Source organism: Streptomyces sp. MH60 (assembly GCF_002939385.1).
Lineage (GTDB): Bacteria > Actinomycetota > Actinomycetes > Streptomycetales > Streptomycetaceae > Streptomyces.
This window is the reverse complement of the sequence record NZ_MULI01000003.1, coordinates 119,909-135,699: the sequence shown is the minus strand read 5'-3', so window position 1 is coordinate 135,699 and position 15,791 is coordinate 119,909. Positions and strand designations below refer to the sequence as shown.

The following is a 15,791-nucleotide window of genomic DNA, read 5'->3' as shown; positions in this document are numbered from 1 at the left end:
TCCCGGGGCCTGAGGTCAACGGCCAGTCTCACCAGGTCGGCGCTTCCGGCCAAGGGCTCCGGCCCGACCCCAGGTACATCTCCCTACGATCACCGCGACCGGCGGACCGTGTTCCGCACAACACGCGACGACCTCACCGCTCCGGGATGGAGGCTGCAGCCCGGGTCACCGCTCGGGTCGGTGCTGGGTGGCCGAGAAGCGGTGTCCGCTTGCTCGCGTCGAGCGTCTGGGCGAGTGCGTCGAGGGTCACGTCGACGATGGCGCGCAGTTGCTCCGTGCTCGCTCCGGCTCTGCTCATGACGGCGAGGGACTGGTTCACGGCCGCAAGGTGGACCGCGAAGGACTCGGCCGCCTCGTCGTGCAGTCGGCCGGCCTTCAGCGCGGCGCGTAGCCGGGTGTGCTGGAGGCCGATCGACTCACGTGCACGCGCCGCAACGCTCGCGCTCAGCACGGGGGTCGCCATGACGGTTTGGGCCACCAGGCATCCGTCGGGCAGGCCGGGGTCCGCGATGCGTTCGAGGGTGACGTCGAAGAACGCCCGCGCGGCTGCCAGGGGCCGGTCGGCGGCACAGGACAACGCGGCGTCGTACTTGTCCCCGTAGCGCGTGGTGTAGCGCTCCAGGCAGCGCGTGAAGAGCGTGTCCTTGTCACCGAGGGAGGAGTAGATGGAGCTGCGGTTGAGTCCGGTCGCCCGGGACAGGTCGTCCACCGACGTGTCCGCGTAACCGGCCCGCCAGAACTGGATCATCGCGGCATCGAGCGCCGTGGCGACGTCGAACTGCTTCCTGCCTGCCATGCCGCCCCTCCCTCCTGCTCTGCCTTCTTGGTGGAGACCATCCTCTCATCATGAACCAATCAGTTCAAGATGGGTTAGGGTGGAGGCACGATCATGGCCGGTGGAGGAGAATCATGAAGGAACCCGCAAGCACCCCCCGCGACTCCGGCAATCCGGTCCGGGACCTGCCGTTGGCCAACCTGGACGGTTTCACCCACCGTTGGGTCGACGCGGGCGGTGTCCGGCTTCACGCGGTCGAGGGCGGTCAGCCGGGCGGTCCGGCCGTCGTGCTGCTCGCCGGGTTCCCGCAGACCTGGTGGGCCTGGCGCAAGGTGATGCCGGTCCTGGCCGACCGATTCCAGGTCATCGCGATGGACCTGCCGGGCCAGGGCCACTCCGAACGCCCTGCCATCAGCTACGACACGCACACGGTCGCGGCGCACGTCCACGCCGCGGTCGAGGCGCTCGGAGTCCCGACCTACCGGCTGGTCGCCCACGACATCGGCGCGTGGGTCGCCTTCTCCCTCGCCTTGAAGTACCAGGGCCAGTTGCGTGGCCTGGCCCTGCTCGATGCCGGTATCCCGGGCATCACCCTCCCTGATGCCATTCCGACCGATCCCGAACAGGCGTGGAAGACCTGGCACTTCGCCTTCCACCTCGTGCCCGAACTGCCCGAGACGCTGCTCGCCGGCCGCGAACGGGAGTACGTCGGCTGGTTCCTCAGGGCCAAGACCCTCTCCCCCGACGCCTTCGACGACGCCGAGGTCGAGCGGTACGCCGCGTCCGTGGCCGCCGACGGCGGTCTCCGCGCGTCCCTTGCCTACTACCGGGACGCCGCCGCCTCGGCGCGCAAGAACCACGAAGCCCTGGAGCAACAGCGCCTGACTGTCCCGGTTCTCGGGATCTCCAGCAGCCACGGCTCCATCCCCGACATGGCGGCTTCCATCAGGCCGTGGGCGAAGCACGCCAGCGGGATCGTCGTGCCGGACGCAGGACACTTCATCCCCGATGAACAGCCCGATGCGGTCGCTGCCGCGCTGACCGACTTCCTCACCGAAGACGAGTGAGACCGAGGGCCCGTCACCTGCCTCCCGGCGGTATCAGCCTGTTGACCGCTCGATGACTCGATTTTGGAGAGGGCGGGGTTGCGCGGGTCGGGCCGGTTTTGGTTAGGGTCGGTTGCAGTGCTTGGGAAGCAGGCGCTGCCCGCGGCCGGTGTGTAGGAGGCGGTTGCGGTCCGTCGTCGTGCCTGCCGTACCGCATTGGAGCTTCCCATGGGCCATCTTTCCCAGTACCCGAGTGGAGAAGCCGCCCCCACGCCGCCACCCGGATCGGGCCCCGCCCCAACGGGCTCGCGATGGGAACAGTGGCAACTGGACCGACGCAACCGACGGCTGGGGCATGCCGGCGTCGCCCACGCCCAGGACATCCTTGCCCGGCGATACCGCCTCGGGTGTGCCGAAGCGGCGTTCGAACTGCTCAAGACCTCGTCGCAGCAGTCCAACGTCAAGCTCCACACCCTCGCCGACGCGGTCGTCCGCACCCCGGCACCGGACCGGGACGCGATGTCGTGGTTTCCCGGCAGGGCTCGTTTCGACCCGCCCCGGCTGCCCGGGCTCCGCCTGGAAGCGGGCTCACGCGACAGTCAGGGTGCCGTACTCAAGGCGACGCTGCACCGCCTGCTGACGATCACACAGACACCGATGGGCAATATTCAACTGGCGGAGAACGGCCGACTCCATCTGGCCCGGCACACGGGTCTGAACAAGTATTTCACCGACTTCTTCGCCTTCGTCGAGACGCCCACCACCCTGTGCGCGCAGGCGGCCTCCGCCCGCCGGCAGGTCACGGTGCCGGAGGTGGGAACCGCCGCCGTATTCGACGAGGCCTCCCGTCAAGCCATCCTTCAGGCAGGCAGCAGGGCCGCCCACAGCGTCCCCCTGACCAACGGCAAGGGCCGCGTTCTGGGCATGATCTCCTCCCATCACGAGCGTCCCCTGACCGGCTTCTCCCGCCCCCAGCTCGCCGCGCTGCACCAGACGGGAAGCGACGTCGGCCGGTGGCTTTCCTGGCACTGGGACACCGTCGTCCTGGACGCCCTGGAGCGCCTCCACGCCCAAGCGGTCGGCGCCTGCCGCTGACGCCCTCCCGCGCGGAGCACTGAGCCGGAGCGTCACACCAGCGCGGTACCGCGGGAGTTGCAGGAACCGGGCGGCTACCGCGCCGGTCTACGCGGAGTTCAATCCCACGTGGGACGCGAGGGCACGCTGCGGGCCGTACGTTCTGGGACCACGAGGCGTCGGCCGACCACCGACACCACTCACGGCGGGCCGAGGCATTCCCGTCACGGCACATCCCGTCGCTGGGGGCGGGCGCCGGCCGCGACTGTGCGACCAGCGTCCGCTCGTGCTCACACAACGGAGGAATCATGCCCTGGAAACTCACACGTGCCCTGAAGCGGGCGTCCGTGGTGGCCGCCACCGCGGCCACGCTCGGTGCGGGGACCCTCACCCTCGCCCCCTCGGCGGGTGCCACCTCGTGGAACATCGACACCTGGTCGTCCTTCTGGCAGCCGTGCGGCACCTACATGTGCCTGTACTACAGCCCGAATCTCGACAACGCGAGCTGGACCCCGACCCGGACGTCGGACGCGAACCTCGGCGGAAACACGTTCGCGAACCACGGCACCGGCTCCGCGGGCGCCGGCCAGGTGGTGCGCAACAACGCCGCATCCATGGGCAACAACACGACCAACTGCCACGTCGCCACGTTCGTCTCGCCCAACTTCACCGGCGACGCCAACTGGCTGCACGCGGGTCACGCCGGCAACCTCAACTCCCGCCTGCGCAACAACGAGGCGTCGATCCGCGTGGACTCCTGCACCTGAGCAAGTACGGCCCAGCCGGTCCGACACCGGTCCGCCCTCGCCGTGGGGCGGACCGGCCGGCGCAGGAACCCATGGACGCATGCCCCCCCCGCGGCCGAATGACACAGACGCGGGGAGATCGGAGAGACCACGTGGGAGCAGCAACGACGAGGACGCGGCGGCGACGTCTTCACCGGCGTGCGGCACTGCGCACCGCTCTTTCCGGCGGCAGCGTGCTGGCCCTTTCCGCCCTCCTCCTCGGATGTACGCAGACGCAGCCCGGATCGACGCCCCGTACACCGGTGGCGGCACCGACGCCCTCCGGCATGGCCCCACTGCGCCTGCCGATCAACCGCTACGTGCTGACCGCCGAGGAGGAGGCCACCAGCGAATACCTCACCTACCGCGTCGAGCAGGCGTGCATGCGGGGCTTCGGGTTTCGGTATCTGCCGCATCTGTCCACCGACTACATCAGCCGTGCGGTGGCGGTCCGGCGCGAGTACGAGTCCCGTCGCTACGGCATCAGCGACCGAGCCATCGCCGCCGAGCGCGGATACCACCTGAGTCCGGCGTCGGCCGGCGGCCAGAAGCCGCAGAACATCAACACGCTTTCCACAGCGGAGCGCGTGGCCCTGTCCGGACGCACCGCAGACGGCAGCGGGTCCGCACCGTCCGTCCGAGGCCGGCCCGTGCCCAGCGGCGGGTGCGCGGGGAAGGCCGCACGTACGGTGCAGGGTGACAGCGCTTCGGACGAAGCACGCCACGGACACGATCTCGTCGTCCGCCTGCGCCACGAGCTGTTCCTGGAATCGCGCACGGACCCCCGCGTCACCGCGGTCGACCGCGAGTGGTCCGCCTGTATGAGCGGGAAGGGATTCCGGTACCGCGACCCGGACGCCGCGATCGGCGACAGTCGGTGGAACCTGCAGAGCGACGCACCCAGCCGCGGCGAGATCGCCGTGGCCAAGGCCGACATCGCCTGCAAACGGCGTACGAACCTGCTGGGTGTGAACTTCGCGGTCGAGGCCGAGTATCAGAACGCCGCCGTGTCCGACCACGCCGAGGAACTCAGCACCCTTCTCGAACACCGGAACACGGAGTCCGGGCGGCTGCCGCGGCTGATGGCCCAGTACGGGACACCGCCGGCCTGAGGACACACCCGGTCCGCGAGCCGCCCTGCCCGACGGTTGGGGGGTCACGCGTGACGGGCACCGGCGACCGCCATCACTTGCTTTGAATTCGAAGCAGAGGTACCGTCGTCCAACAGTTGCTTCGAATTCGAAGCAACGTGGATCGTTGGCGAAGGTGAGAACCGAAATGAAGGCAGTACGTTTCCATGAGTACGGCGACCCCCGCGTCCTGCGCTACGAGGACGTGGAACGGCCCCTCCCCGGGGCCGGCGAGGTCCGGGTCCGGGTCGCCGCGACGTCGTTCAACCCCGTCGACGGCAACATCCGCGGCGGCTTCATGCGCGGCCCCATCCCGGTGGTGCTGCCGCACACTCCCGGCATCGACGTCGCCGGTACGGTCGACGCGCTGGGCGAGGGCGTCGACGGCATCGCGGTCGGCGACGACGTCATCGGCTTCCTGCCGATGAACGGCGACGGAGCCGCCGCGGAGTACGTCCTGGCACCGGCCGCGATCCTGGCCCGGGCGCCCAAGAGCGTCCCCTTGGCCGACGCCGCCGCGGTGCCCGTGGTGGGTCTGACCGCGTACCAGGCGCTGTTCGACCACGGCGAACTGACGGCCGGGCAACGCGTGCTGGTCAACGGCGCCGGCGGAGCGGTCGGCGGCTACGCGGTGCAGCTGGCCAAGAAGGCCGGCGCCCACGTCATCGCCACGGCCAGCCCGCGCAGCAGCGAGGCGGTCACCTCGGCCGGCGCCGACGAAGTCGTCGACCACACCACCACCGGCGTCACCGCGGCGGTGACCGAGCCGGTCGACATCGCACTCAACCTCGCCCCGGTCGACCCCGCCGAACTGGCCGCGCTGGCCACCCTGGTCCGTCCCGGCGGGGTCGTCGTGAACACCACGGTCTGGATGCCGGCTCCCAGCGACGAGGAGCGCGGCGTACGGGGCATCGACCTGTTCGTCCGCAGCGACGCCGACCAGCTGGCGAAACTGGTGGCGATGATCGACAGCGGCGAGCTGCACGTCGCCGTCACCGAGCGGATGCCGCTGACCGAACTGCCTGCGCTGCACACCCGAGCCGCCGAAGGCGGGGTGCACGGCAAGGTCATCGTCGTCCCGCCCGCCGACTGACATCGGTCCCCCCGCACATCACTCCGGTGTGACGGCGGACGGCGGGATCCGCCAGGCGGACCCGCACATAGGGGCCGCGAACGAACTCCCGAGGACGATCGCCACTCCCCCGGCGGTTCAGGTCCTCGCCTGCCACAGGGGCCGGGTGCCCAGTCCCACGGTGTCCAGGGCGAGTTCGGCGTACATCGCGTTGGCCCAGGAGAACCAGGGACGGGTGAACCGGCGGGGATCGTCCTTGTGGAACGACTCGTGCATCTGGCCGGTGCCCGCGTCGGTCGAGAGGAGGGTCGTCAGGGCCCTCACGCGCTCTGTGGTGTCGTTGCTGGTCAGACCTTGTACGGCGATGGCGATGGGCCAGATGTGCTCGTCGGGCGTGTGCGGACTGCCGATGCCTTCGGCCGCTGTTCCCCGGTGCCAGGTGGGGTTCGCCGGTGAGAGGACGAACCTTCGAGTCGCGAGGTACACCGGGTCCGTGGTGGGGATGTTCGCGACGAGGGGCAGGGAGAGCAGCCCGGGCATGTTGGCGTCGTCCATCAGTACCGCGTTGCCGTTGCCGTCCACCTCGTACGCGTACATCGGGCCGAAGTCGGGGTGACGCACGGTGCCGTGCCGTACGGTGGCCGCTCGCAGCTCTGCCGCCAGTCGGGCGGCGTCCTCGGCGAGTTCCGTGTCGTGTGCGTGGTGGGCCAGTTCGGCGGTGCCGTCGAGAGCCGCGGCGGCACAGAGGTTCGCCGGGATGTTGTAGCCGAAGGCGCAGGCGTCGTCGCTGGGCCGGAACCCGCTCCAGGTCATCCCGGTCCGGGTGACGGGCGTGCCGCGTCCGGCGTTCGGCAGCGTGTCGCTCGGCGGGCCGCTCGCGCGGCGGAAGCGGTACGTGGAGAGATGTTCGTGGTCCTGCTCCGTGCGCCACACCGAGATGACGGTGCGCGCGGTCCGGAGCATCCCGGGGACGTGGTCGGTCCGCCCGGTCGCCGCCCAGAGGCGGTGGGCCAGCAGCAGGGGGAAGGCCAGGGAGTCGACTTCGTACTTCTCCTCCCACACCCAGGGGTCCTCGCACAGGTCCTCGGGGTCGTGGGCCTGCCCGGAGGGTTCCGCGTTGAAGGCGTTGGCGTAGGGATCGTGTGCGATCTGCTGGAACTGCCTGCGCAGCACGGCGAGCAGGAGGTCCTGCAGGGCGGTGTCGTCCTTGAGGAGTGCCAGGTACGGCATCATCTGCGTGGACGAGTCGCGCAGCCACATGGCGGGGATGTCGCCGGTCACGACGAAGGCGGTGCCGTCGGGCATCGCCCTGATGGTGTGGGCCAGAGTGTCGTTCAGACAGCGTGTCAACGTCTGGCCGAAGCGCGGGTCACCGAGGCCGTCCAGCCGGTGAACGGCCTCTTGGACGACCGGGTGGTCCGTGATGCCGGTGGGAAAGCTCATGGGTCGGCCTTTCGGCGGTCGGCGGGCGGCCGTCGGCGGTCGGAAACTTCGTGACGGGGTGTCAGGCGCCGGTGGGCGGGTGACCCGGCCCGTCCGCGCGGGGTGCGCCGTGGCGGACGACGCGCGTGGGCACGGTGACGCGACGGGAGGCCCGCGGCGTCGCGTCGTCGTCCTGTTCGAGTCGGTCGATCAGCAGCCGTGCGGCCTGGCGGCCGATCTCGTCGGCGTCGTAGGAGACGAGGGTCAGCGGCAGACCGAGGACGTCGGACAGGTCGAAGTCGTCGAAACCGGCGACGGGCAAAGTGGTTCCGGATTTGTACAGGGCACGGATCGCGCCCTGGCTGATGCGGTTGTTGGTGCAGAACAGCGCGGTGGGGGGGTCGGCCAGGCCGAGCAGGTCGAGAGTGGCGCGCTCCGCTGTCGCGGCGTCGACCAGACCCTGGCGGATGAGGGAGTTGTCCGGTTCGACGCCGACTTCTTCGTGTGCCGCCCAGAATCCGCGCAGGCGTTCGGCGCCGGTGTAGAGCGCCGGCGGGTTGCCGAGGAAGGCGATGCGGGTCTGTCCGTCGGCGAGGAGGCACGCGGTGGCTTCACGTGCGCCGTGGAAGTCCTCGACCAGGACGCAGTCGGTGTCGAGTCCGGCGGGCGGTCGTGCGGCGAGGACGACGGGGACGTGCCGCATGGCCCGGGCCAGATGCTGCTGCCGGCTGCCGGCCGGGACGACGATCAGCCCTTCGACCTGGTGGTCCACGAGTCCGTCGATGAGTCCGGGTTCGCGGTCGGCCTGTTCGCCGGAGTTGCTGAGCAGGACGCGCAGGCCGTACTCGGTCGCGACTTCCTGGACGCCGAGGGCGAGGCGTGAGTAGAACGGGTTGGCGAGGTTGGTGACGACGAGGCCGATCATCCCGCTGCCCCCGAGGCGGAGACTGCGCGCGGTCTGGTTGCGGCGGTACCCCAGTCGGTCGACCGCCGCGAAGACGCGCTCGCGGGTCGCTTCGGACACGCCGGGGTCGTCCTTGAGCACACGTGAGACGGTCATGGCGCTGACCTGCGCGAGCTTGCCGACGTCGTGCATGGTCGGCCCGCTGCCCCGGCGAGCGGTCATGCTCCTGCCCCTTCCTCTGCCTTCCTGCACCGGTGCCCCCGTCCTCATGACGCGTCCGGCGCGCCCTGCGCCCAGTGGGCGGCCCCGAGCAGGGGGGCCTCCTCGGGCTGCCGGGCCGGCCGGACAGGTACGTCCGGTCCGTCGGCCGACGCCAGTCCTGTGGTGAGCGCGGGGTGGATCAGGTCCCACGACCGGGCCATGGAGCCACCGATGACCACCGCGGTGGCCGCGAAGCGGTCGATCCATGGCGCCAGGGCCTGGCCGAGTGCGTCGAAAGCGTAGCGGAAGGCTTCCCGCGCGGCGGCGTCGCCCTTCCTGGCGCGCGCGGCCAGGTCACGGACGTCGGGGAGGCGCTGGCCCTCCGTCACGGTGGTGAGGCGGGCGTAGTGCGTGCGGATGCCGCGACGCGAGACCGTGTCCTCCAGCGGCCGGCCGTGCACCGTCAGGCGGTACGCGTGTCCGCCGGGCGGGACGAGGTGACCCGTGTGGACAGGACGGCCGCCGGACAGGAACGAGGACCCCACCCCCGTGCCCAGCGTCAGGCAGACGACGCGGTCGTGCCCCGCGGCGGCACCGGAACCGTACTCGCCGACGGCGAACGCGTCGGCGTCGTTGAGGAAGCACAGCCGCTCGCACCGGCCGGCCAGGCGCTCGCGCAGGCCCGCCCCGACGTCGACGCCGTTCAGGGATTCGAACTTGCCGACATCGGCGAAGCGGCCGACGCCGGTGGCGTAGTCGAAGGGGCCGGGCATCGCCACGCCCCAGCGCGGGTGGTGCCCGCCCGGCAGCGCCAGGGCGGCCCGGGCGATGGCGTCGAGGACGGCGTCGGCCTCCGCGTGCGACCTCAGCGGCCTGCGGATCACCGGGGAGGGCACGGGGCGGCTCCGGGTGTGGTCGACGAGGGCCGCGGTGACGTGCGTGCCGCCGATGTCGAGCACCGGGACCGGCCGTGCGGCCTGCCTCGCCGCGGTCACGGTTCGACCACCAGCGCCTTGACGATCCGCACCTCGTCGCCGCCCAGGGCGCGGACGCGGTACGGGCCGACCGCGGCGGGGATCGTGATGGTCTCCGCGAAGGCCAGGGTGTGCGTGCGGCCGTCGTGGGTCTCGATGACGGCGCCTTCGCCCGCGGCCACGTTGAGGATGTGGAAGCGTCCGGCGGTGTCGTCGGGTATGCCGGAGCCCTGCGACACGACGAGGCGGTGCACCGCGTAGAACATCTCGGGCAGTGCGCCGATGACCTCCTCGCGCCACCCCTCGCCGGAGCGCAGCGGACGCGGCTGCTGGATGAGGTCCTTCGTGACGTCGTCACCGCGCCGGGCCGTGTCCAGGTTGGCGAAGCCGTGCTCGTAGGGCAGGGGCCGGGAGGCGCCGGCGGCGTCCTTGCGCAGCCAGTCGTAGAGCCGCAGGGAGTACAGGTAGGGGGTCGCGCTCACTTCCAGCACCAGGTTGCCCGCGCCGGACGCGTGCGGTGTGCCCGCGGGGATCATGAACAGCTGGCCCACCGTCGCGGGGTGCGACTGGATGTGCTCCTCGACGGGCATCGGGGTGCCGTTGCGGATGGCGTCCTCCACCTGGCTCCGCATGACGCCGAGGTCCGCCTCCCCGGTGAGGCCGAGCAGCACCCGGGCGCCGTCCTCGCTCGCGGTGACGTAGTACGTCTCGTGCTGGGTGTACGGCCAGCCGAACACCTCCCGCATGTACCGCTCCCGCGGGTGGAGGTGCAGGGACAGGTTGCCGCCGCCCATCGTGTCCAGGTAGTCGAACCGGATCGGGAAAGAGGTGCCGAAGACGCGGTGCACGTCCTCACCGAGCATCTCCTCGGGGTGTGCGGCGCACAGCAGTTGGAAGGGGACCTCCACCTGGGCCGCGTCCTTGTCACCGATCACGACCCCCGCTTCGGGCGCGATCAGCTCGTAGCCCAGGGCCGTGTTTCCCGCCCGCGGGGTGAAGCCGAGTTCGCTCGCCGCCCACTGGCCGCCCCACGGGGTGGAGTTGAAGTACGGACGGGTGCGCACCGGCCCCCGGGCCAGGTGTGCCAGCGTGCTGCGCAGTGCGGCACCGTCCAGTGCGGCCGGGCCGGCCGCGTCCTGTACGTCGATCCACCGGTCGATCCGTGCCGCGATCGCGTCGCGGTGCCGGTCCAGCACGGGCCAGTCGGTGTAGAACAGGCGCACCAGGTCGCCGGGCGCGGCGGAGCGGCCCAGGTTGACCCCGACCGGCAGCTCGCCCTTCGACACGGCCGCCTCGGCGTACCGCTTCGGCAGGTCCGCGTACCACAGCAGGTCCGGTTCGCACAGCGACGCGCCCGGCCCGTAGACCAGCACCACTCCGTCCCGCGCGGGCCGCTCGGGCCGCGGAGGGGAGTCGAACAGGTCCGCCACCCGCGCCTCGGACAGCGGGGTGAAGAACGGGTCGTCGGCGGGGACGGGCAGGGGCGTGATCCGCTCGTCGGCCGCCACCGCGTAGTGGTCGCGCACATCGATCGGGGCGATGTCGCGCCCTGCGGCGCGTACGGCTCCCGCGAGGCCGTCGGCCAGCGCGGTCCAGTCGAGGGCCGCGGGACCGTCGACCGCCAGGACGAGCGGGCCCGGCGGCAGATCCGCGGCCAGGGCCGGCCAGCCGACGGCCACCTTGCCGCCGACCGGCTGATAGCTGGGGAGGGGGTCGTACGAACGAGACGCGGGCACATCGGCTCCTTACTCGGCTCCACTTGCGTTAACGATAACAGTGCTTGGCTGGAGGTGTCCACGACCGATCCAGCACCCGATGAAGACGACCTCATGCCATTGACCTGTGCTTTCATCGCCTCTCTCTTTAGATGGAGATTCTTTTCCCTTCGGAGTCTTGCTACCGACGGAATGGTGTCGTTAACCTCCACGCAACACGCACCGGGGCTGCTCCGGGGTCTCTCCGACGCCGCACACGTCCTGTGATTCACATCCGGCCATGCAGGTGGCCCGATTCCGTGAAGGTGATCAATGTCAGCATCGGGCAGGACCAGCAGTGCGGCCGTGCCGCTTGCTCGGCGCCGCTTCCTCACCGGGGTGGCCGCCGGCGCGGCCGCTCTGACGGCAGGGGGCTGCGCGCGGGGAGCCAGCACGTCCGCGCAGCCGGGGACCACGAGCATTTCCAACGACAACGCCACCTGGGACGACGGCTACCGGGCAGCCGGCCGAGAACTGAAGAAGATCACCGGATACACGCTCAGGCCGCTGTCGAATCCGTCCGTCACCTCGTACCAGCAGGTCGTGCAGATGACCCTGCAGACCTCGAAATCCTCCGACCTCGTCAAGTGGGCGTCCGGCTACCAGCTCAAGCGCCTGGCGCGGGCCGGCGGGCTCACCGACCTGACGCACGTCTGGAAGGGGTACGCGGCCAAGGGCTGGGTGCGTGGCACGTCGCGGGAGTCCGTCTCCTATCGGGGCAAGGTGTTCGGGATCCCGCTGTACGAGTCGTACTACGTGCTCTTCTACAGCAAGCCGGTGTTCGGGAAGCTGGGCCTGTCCGCCCCGAGCAGTTGGGAAGAGCTCCTGCACTGCGCCGAAGTCCTCAAGCGCAACAGGATCACACCGTTCCTCGCCAGCCAGGTGGGCGGCTGGCCGGCGATCGAGTGGTTCCAGGAGCTGGTCAGCAAGGTCGACCCCGGCTTCTACCAGCGGCTGGTCGCCGGTGAAGCCTCCTACACGGACGACCGGGCCCGCCGGGCCATGGACATCTGGCACGACTTCATGCGCAAGGGCTGGATGACCCCTCCCGACTTCGACCAGGCGCGCGGCCCCGGCGCGCTGAAGGAGGGCACGGTGGGCATGTTCCTGCACGGCACCTGGCAGGCGTCGGGCATGTCGGCGGCCGGGATGAGGCCCGGCACCGACTACGGCGCCTTCATTCTGCCGACGGTGCGTTCCTCCACCCCGAAGAGCGTCATCGCCGAGTCGGGCGTCTTCGTGGTGCCCAGCCGCGCCTCTTCGCACGCGGCGGCGATGGCGAACGTCGGGGCCTGGCTCGACCCGTCCGTCCAGCGGGTGTGGAGCGACTTCCTCCAGGACAGCTCCGCCAACCCGAAGGTGCGCGCCGGCAATCCGGTGGTGGCGGGACTCCAGCGGGACGTGGCCCGCAACCGCCGGACGGCGCTGGTCCGTTACTGGGAGGCCAGTCCGCCCAGCCTCATCCAGGGCAACACCAACGACCTCGGCGGATTCATGGCCGGACAGACCTCGCCGGCATCCACCCTGCGGCGGATGCAGGAGCGCGCACACGACGAATGGGCGGCCTGGAAGCGAGACGAAGCATGAGCACCTCTGTGACCGACCGACGCCCGCCGACCCCGGCCGGCGGACCCGGGGCGCCCCGGCGCACGATGCGGCGTCCCCCCTCGACACCTCTGTGGGCCACCGCGCGTGAACGTCTGACGGCCGGCGGGTTCATGGCTCCGGCCGTCCTCCTCGTCACGCTGTTCCTGCTGGCCCCCTTCGTGTGGACCGTCTACCGCAGCTTCTTCAGCGACACGCGGACCTCGCCGTTCAGCTGGTTCGACAACTACTCGCTGTTCGCGTCCGACCCGGCCCTGTCCCGCTCCATCCAGAACACCCTGATGTGGGTGGTGGGCACGGTCGCGCTGCCGTTCGTGCTCGGACTCGCGATCGCCTGCATGACCAACGCCGGCCGCTTCTCGCGCCTGGCGCGGCTGTGCGTCGTACTGCCCTACGCGCTCTCCGGATCCGCGGTGGCGGTGGTGTGGAACTTCATGCTCACCACCGACGGTGCCGTCAACCAGGTCCTGACCGGCATGGGGCTCGACTCGCTGGCCCAGGGCTGGCTGCTGACCTGGCCGGGCAACACCGTGGTGATGATCCTCGCCAACGCCTGGCAGGCCACCGGCGTGGCGGTCATCCTCTTCCTGGTCGGACTGCAGTCCATCCCGCCCGAGACCCTGGAGGCCGGTGCCCTGGACGGCGCGAGCGGCTGGCAGCAGTTCCGCCACATCGTGCTGCCGCAGCTCCGCCCGGTGTCGATCATCGTGATCGGCATGAGCCTGGTCAACGGCCTCAAGTCCTTCGACCTGATCTGGGTGCTCACCCAGGGCGGGCCCGGACGGGCCACCGAGACGCTCGCCGTGTCCATGTACAACGAGACCTTCCTCGAACTGCGGCCCGGCGCGGGAGCGGCGATCGCGGTCGTCCTCACCGTGATCGTGCTGGCCGCCTCCTGGCTCTACCTGCGCCGCCAGCTCGACGTGAAAGGCGTGTGACGATGTCCCTCGGCCGAGTTCTGCGCAACGCCGTCATCGCGGTACTGGCCCTGCTGTGGCTGGTGCCCACCTGGCTCCTCGTCGTCAACGCGCTGGTGCCCGCCGGGAGTTACTCGGGCAGTCCGCACTGGCTGCCCCAGGACTTCGGGCTGTTCGGCAACATGTCCCAGGCCTGGGACAAGGCCAACCTGGGCCCCGCGCTCGGCAACAGCCTCCTGTACTCCGTGGTCAGCGCCGCGGCCGCCGCGGTGATCGCCGGGTTCGCCGCCTTCGCCACGATCGTCATGCCCGTCAAACGGCAGGCGTTGTGGTTCTGGGTGATCTACTCCGGCACCCTGCTGCCCCTCCAGGTCTTCATCAGGCCCTTGTTCCTGTCCTACGCCCACACCTCGCTGTACGACACCCAGACCGGTCTGGTGCTGATCTACACGGCGATCGCGGTCCCGTTCGCGTTCTTCGTGATGCGCAACTACGCCCTGACGCTGCCGCGGGAGGTCGTGGAAGCCGCCCGCATGGACGGCGCGTCGTGGTGGCGGGTGTTCTGGCAGATCCACGTACCGCTGACCCGCTCCGCCATGATCGCCGTGTTCGTGTTCCAGTTCGTGGCCGTCTGGAACGACCTGATGTTCGGCATCACCATGGTCACGAGCCGCAACATCCGCCCCGTCATGGCCGCGCTCGCCGACCTGCAGGGCAACTACTCCAACGTCGGGCCGCCCATCGTCCTGGCCGGCGCCCTCCTGGTGTCGCTGCCGACCGTGGTGCTGTTCTTCTCCGCCCAGCGCTTCTTCGTCAGCAGCCTCAAGATCCACCGCTGAGCCCGCACGCCCGCTCCTCCCCCGTCATCGTCGCGAAGGGAACACCCATGCTGCGCTCCCTGCTCACCCGCGCCACCGCCCCCGTCGTCTGCGCCGGCCTGCTCTGGACCGCCGCCCCCGCCCACGCCCAGAGCCCCGAGCACACCAGCCCGGTCTCCTCCGGCACCTGGGCCGACCGTGCCACCAGCACCTACCGCGCCCTCCAGCGGCACCTGTACGAGGGCCCCGGCAACCACGGCCTGTACCTGGAGCACACACCCCGGCAGGCCACCGACCCCGAGCACTCCTACCTGTGGCCGTTCCGCGAGGCCGCCCAGGCGGCCGTCGACATGCAGCGACTGCCGCGCACCGGGGCCGCCTACCGCCAGGACGCGACCGAGCGGTTCGACACGGCCGAGCGGTACCACACCGATGGCGAGCGTCCGGGCTACCAGTCGTACCTGCCCGCCCCCCTGGGCACGGGCGGCGACGTGTACTACGACGACAACGCCGTGGTCGCCCTCAGCCAGCTCGACCAGTACGAGGAGACCGGCGACGCACGGTACCTGCGGCGGGCCGAGCAGGTCGTACCCGTCGTCTCCCGGGCCTGGGACGGCGACACCGCCAAGACCTGCCCGGGCGGAATGGACTGGTACGACGCGCCCGGCAACACCATCCGTGCCACCAACGTCACCGCTCTGTCGGCGCAGCTCGCCGCCCGGCTCTACGAGCACACCCGCGACCGCGCCTACCTCGACAAGGCGGAGCAGTGGTACGGCTGGGTGTACTCGTGCATGCGCAAGGCACCCGGCCTGTACGCCAACGACCGCGGCGACGACGGCAGCACCAACGAGACGCTGTGGACCTACAACTCGGGTTCCATGATCGGCACCGCCACGGCGCTCTACCGCGGCACCGGTGACGCCCGCTACCTGAAGAAGGCGGTGGAGGACGCCCGCGGCTCCCTGGCGTACTGGACCGGGGGCACCCGCCTGCACGACCAGCCGGCCGTCTTCAACGCCTTCTACTTCAAGGACCTGCTCGACCTGGACGCCGTCCGCCCGGACCCCGCCTATCTGAAGGCCATGAGCACGTACGCGGACGGCACCTACCGGTCCAACCGGGACACCTCCACCGGCCTGTTCCGCTTCCAGCCCTCCAACGGCGGCGACTACGACCCCGCCGCACCGGCCGCGACCCTCAACCAGTCGGCCATGGTCCAGATCTTCGCCACCCTCGCCGACGCCACCCACCGGGACCACCGGTCTTCCTGACGCGGCGGACCGCGCGCCCCGCTCCCCTCGACGCAAAGGA

Annotated in this window: 14 protein-coding genes; 9 read left to right on the top strand and 5 right to left on the bottom strand. The window is 70.5% G+C overall.

Annotated features, from left to right (window positions below):
- Positions 1-133: 133 nt before the first annotated feature.
- Positions 134-796 carry a TetR/AcrR family transcriptional regulator gene (locus BZZ08_RS04135; RefSeq protein ID WP_241965366.1) on the bottom strand — a complete coding sequence of 221 codons (663 nt, stop codon included), beginning with the start codon at positions 794-796 and terminating at the stop codon, positions 134-136.
- Positions 797-909: 113 nt separating this feature from the next.
- Between BZZ08_RS04135 and BZZ08_RS04130 the strand changes: the two genes are divergently transcribed.
- The 5 genes from BZZ08_RS04130 to BZZ08_RS04110 all read left to right on the top strand — a co-directional run bounded on the left by BZZ08_RS04130 (position 910) and on the right by BZZ08_RS04110 (position 5,903).
- On the top strand, positions 910-1,842 hold the full coding sequence (locus tag BZZ08_RS04130; protein WP_104630746.1) for an alpha/beta fold hydrolase: 933 nt from the start codon (positions 910-912) through the stop codon (positions 1,840-1,842).
- 207 nt (positions 1,843-2,049) lie between these two features.
- Positions 2,050-2,916 carry an ANTAR domain-containing protein gene (locus BZZ08_RS04125; protein ID WP_104630745.1) on the top strand — a complete coding sequence of 289 codons (867 nt, stop codon included), beginning with the start codon at positions 2,050-2,052 and terminating at the stop codon, positions 2,914-2,916.
- 287 nt (positions 2,917-3,203) lie between these two features.
- Positions 3,204-3,662, top strand: a complete 459-nt coding sequence (locus tag BZZ08_RS04120) for a hypothetical protein (RefSeq protein WP_104630744.1) — start codon at positions 3,204-3,206, stop codon at positions 3,660-3,662.
- A 305-nt stretch (positions 3,663-3,967) separates the two neighbouring features.
- Positions 3,968-4,792, top strand: a complete 825-nt coding sequence (locus tag BZZ08_RS04115; RefSeq protein ID WP_104630743.1) for a hypothetical protein — start codon at positions 3,968-3,970, stop codon at positions 4,790-4,792.
- A 166-nt stretch (positions 4,793-4,958) separates the two neighbouring features.
- Positions 4,959-5,903, top strand: coding sequence for an NADP-dependent oxidoreductase (locus BZZ08_RS04110; RefSeq protein ID WP_104630742.1), 945 nt, complete (start codon positions 4,959-4,961; stop codon positions 5,901-5,903).
- A 117-nt stretch (positions 5,904-6,020) separates the two neighbouring features.
- On the opposite strand, the gene BZZ08_RS04105 is transcribed toward BZZ08_RS04110, so the two are convergent.
- The 4 genes from BZZ08_RS04105 to BZZ08_RS04090 all read right to left on the bottom strand — a co-directional run bounded on the left by BZZ08_RS04105 (position 6,021) and on the right by BZZ08_RS04090 (position 11,119).
- Entirely contained in the window at positions 6,021-7,325 is a 1,305-nt protein-coding gene (locus BZZ08_RS04105) for a glycoside hydrolase family 125 protein (RefSeq protein WP_104630741.1), read from the bottom strand.
- Between the two features lie 61 nt (positions 7,326-7,386).
- Entirely contained in the window at positions 7,387-8,430 is a 1,044-nt protein-coding gene (locus BZZ08_RS04100; protein ID WP_198601275.1) for a LacI family DNA-binding transcriptional regulator, read from the bottom strand.
- 44 nt (positions 8,431-8,474) lie between these two features.
- Positions 8,475-9,404 (bottom strand): ROK family protein, encoded by a 930-nt coding sequence (locus BZZ08_RS04095; RefSeq protein ID WP_104630739.1) that lies wholly within the window; start codon positions 9,402-9,404, stop codon positions 8,475-8,477.
- Entirely contained in the window at positions 9,401-11,119 is a 1,719-nt protein-coding gene (locus tag BZZ08_RS04090; protein WP_104630738.1) for a class I mannose-6-phosphate isomerase, read from the bottom strand. Before BZZ08_RS04090 ends, BZZ08_RS04095 begins: the two co-directional genes overlap by 4 nt.
- A 291-nt stretch (positions 11,120-11,410) precedes the next feature.
- Here BZZ08_RS04090 and BZZ08_RS04085 point away from each other — a divergent pair, with 291 nt between their 5' ends.
- The 4 genes from BZZ08_RS04085 to BZZ08_RS04070 are packed head-to-tail and all read left to right on the top strand — an operon-like array spanning position 11,411 to position 15,751.
- On the top strand, positions 11,411-12,724 hold the full coding sequence (locus BZZ08_RS04085) for an ABC transporter substrate-binding protein (protein ID WP_104630737.1): 1,314 nt from the start codon (positions 11,411-11,413) through the stop codon (positions 12,722-12,724).
- The gene (locus tag BZZ08_RS04080) at positions 12,721-13,680 is read left to right on the top strand and encodes a carbohydrate ABC transporter permease (protein ID WP_104630736.1); all 960 of its coding nucleotides are present in this window, start codon (positions 12,721-12,723) and stop codon (positions 13,678-13,680) included. The genes BZZ08_RS04085 and BZZ08_RS04080 overlap by 4 nt, the downstream gene beginning before the upstream one ends.
- A 2-nt stretch (positions 13,681-13,682) precedes the next feature.
- Positions 13,683-14,498: a carbohydrate ABC transporter permease gene (locus BZZ08_RS04075; protein WP_198601274.1), complete on the top strand. Its 816-nt coding sequence runs from the start codon at positions 13,683-13,685 to the stop codon at positions 14,496-14,498.
- Positions 14,499-14,545: 47 nt separating this feature from the next.
- A complete protein-coding gene (locus BZZ08_RS04070; RefSeq protein WP_104630734.1) occupies positions 14,546-15,751 on the top strand; it encodes a glycoside hydrolase family 76 protein in 1,206 nt (401 codons plus the stop codon).
- Positions 15,752-15,791: the final 40 nt, after the last annotated feature.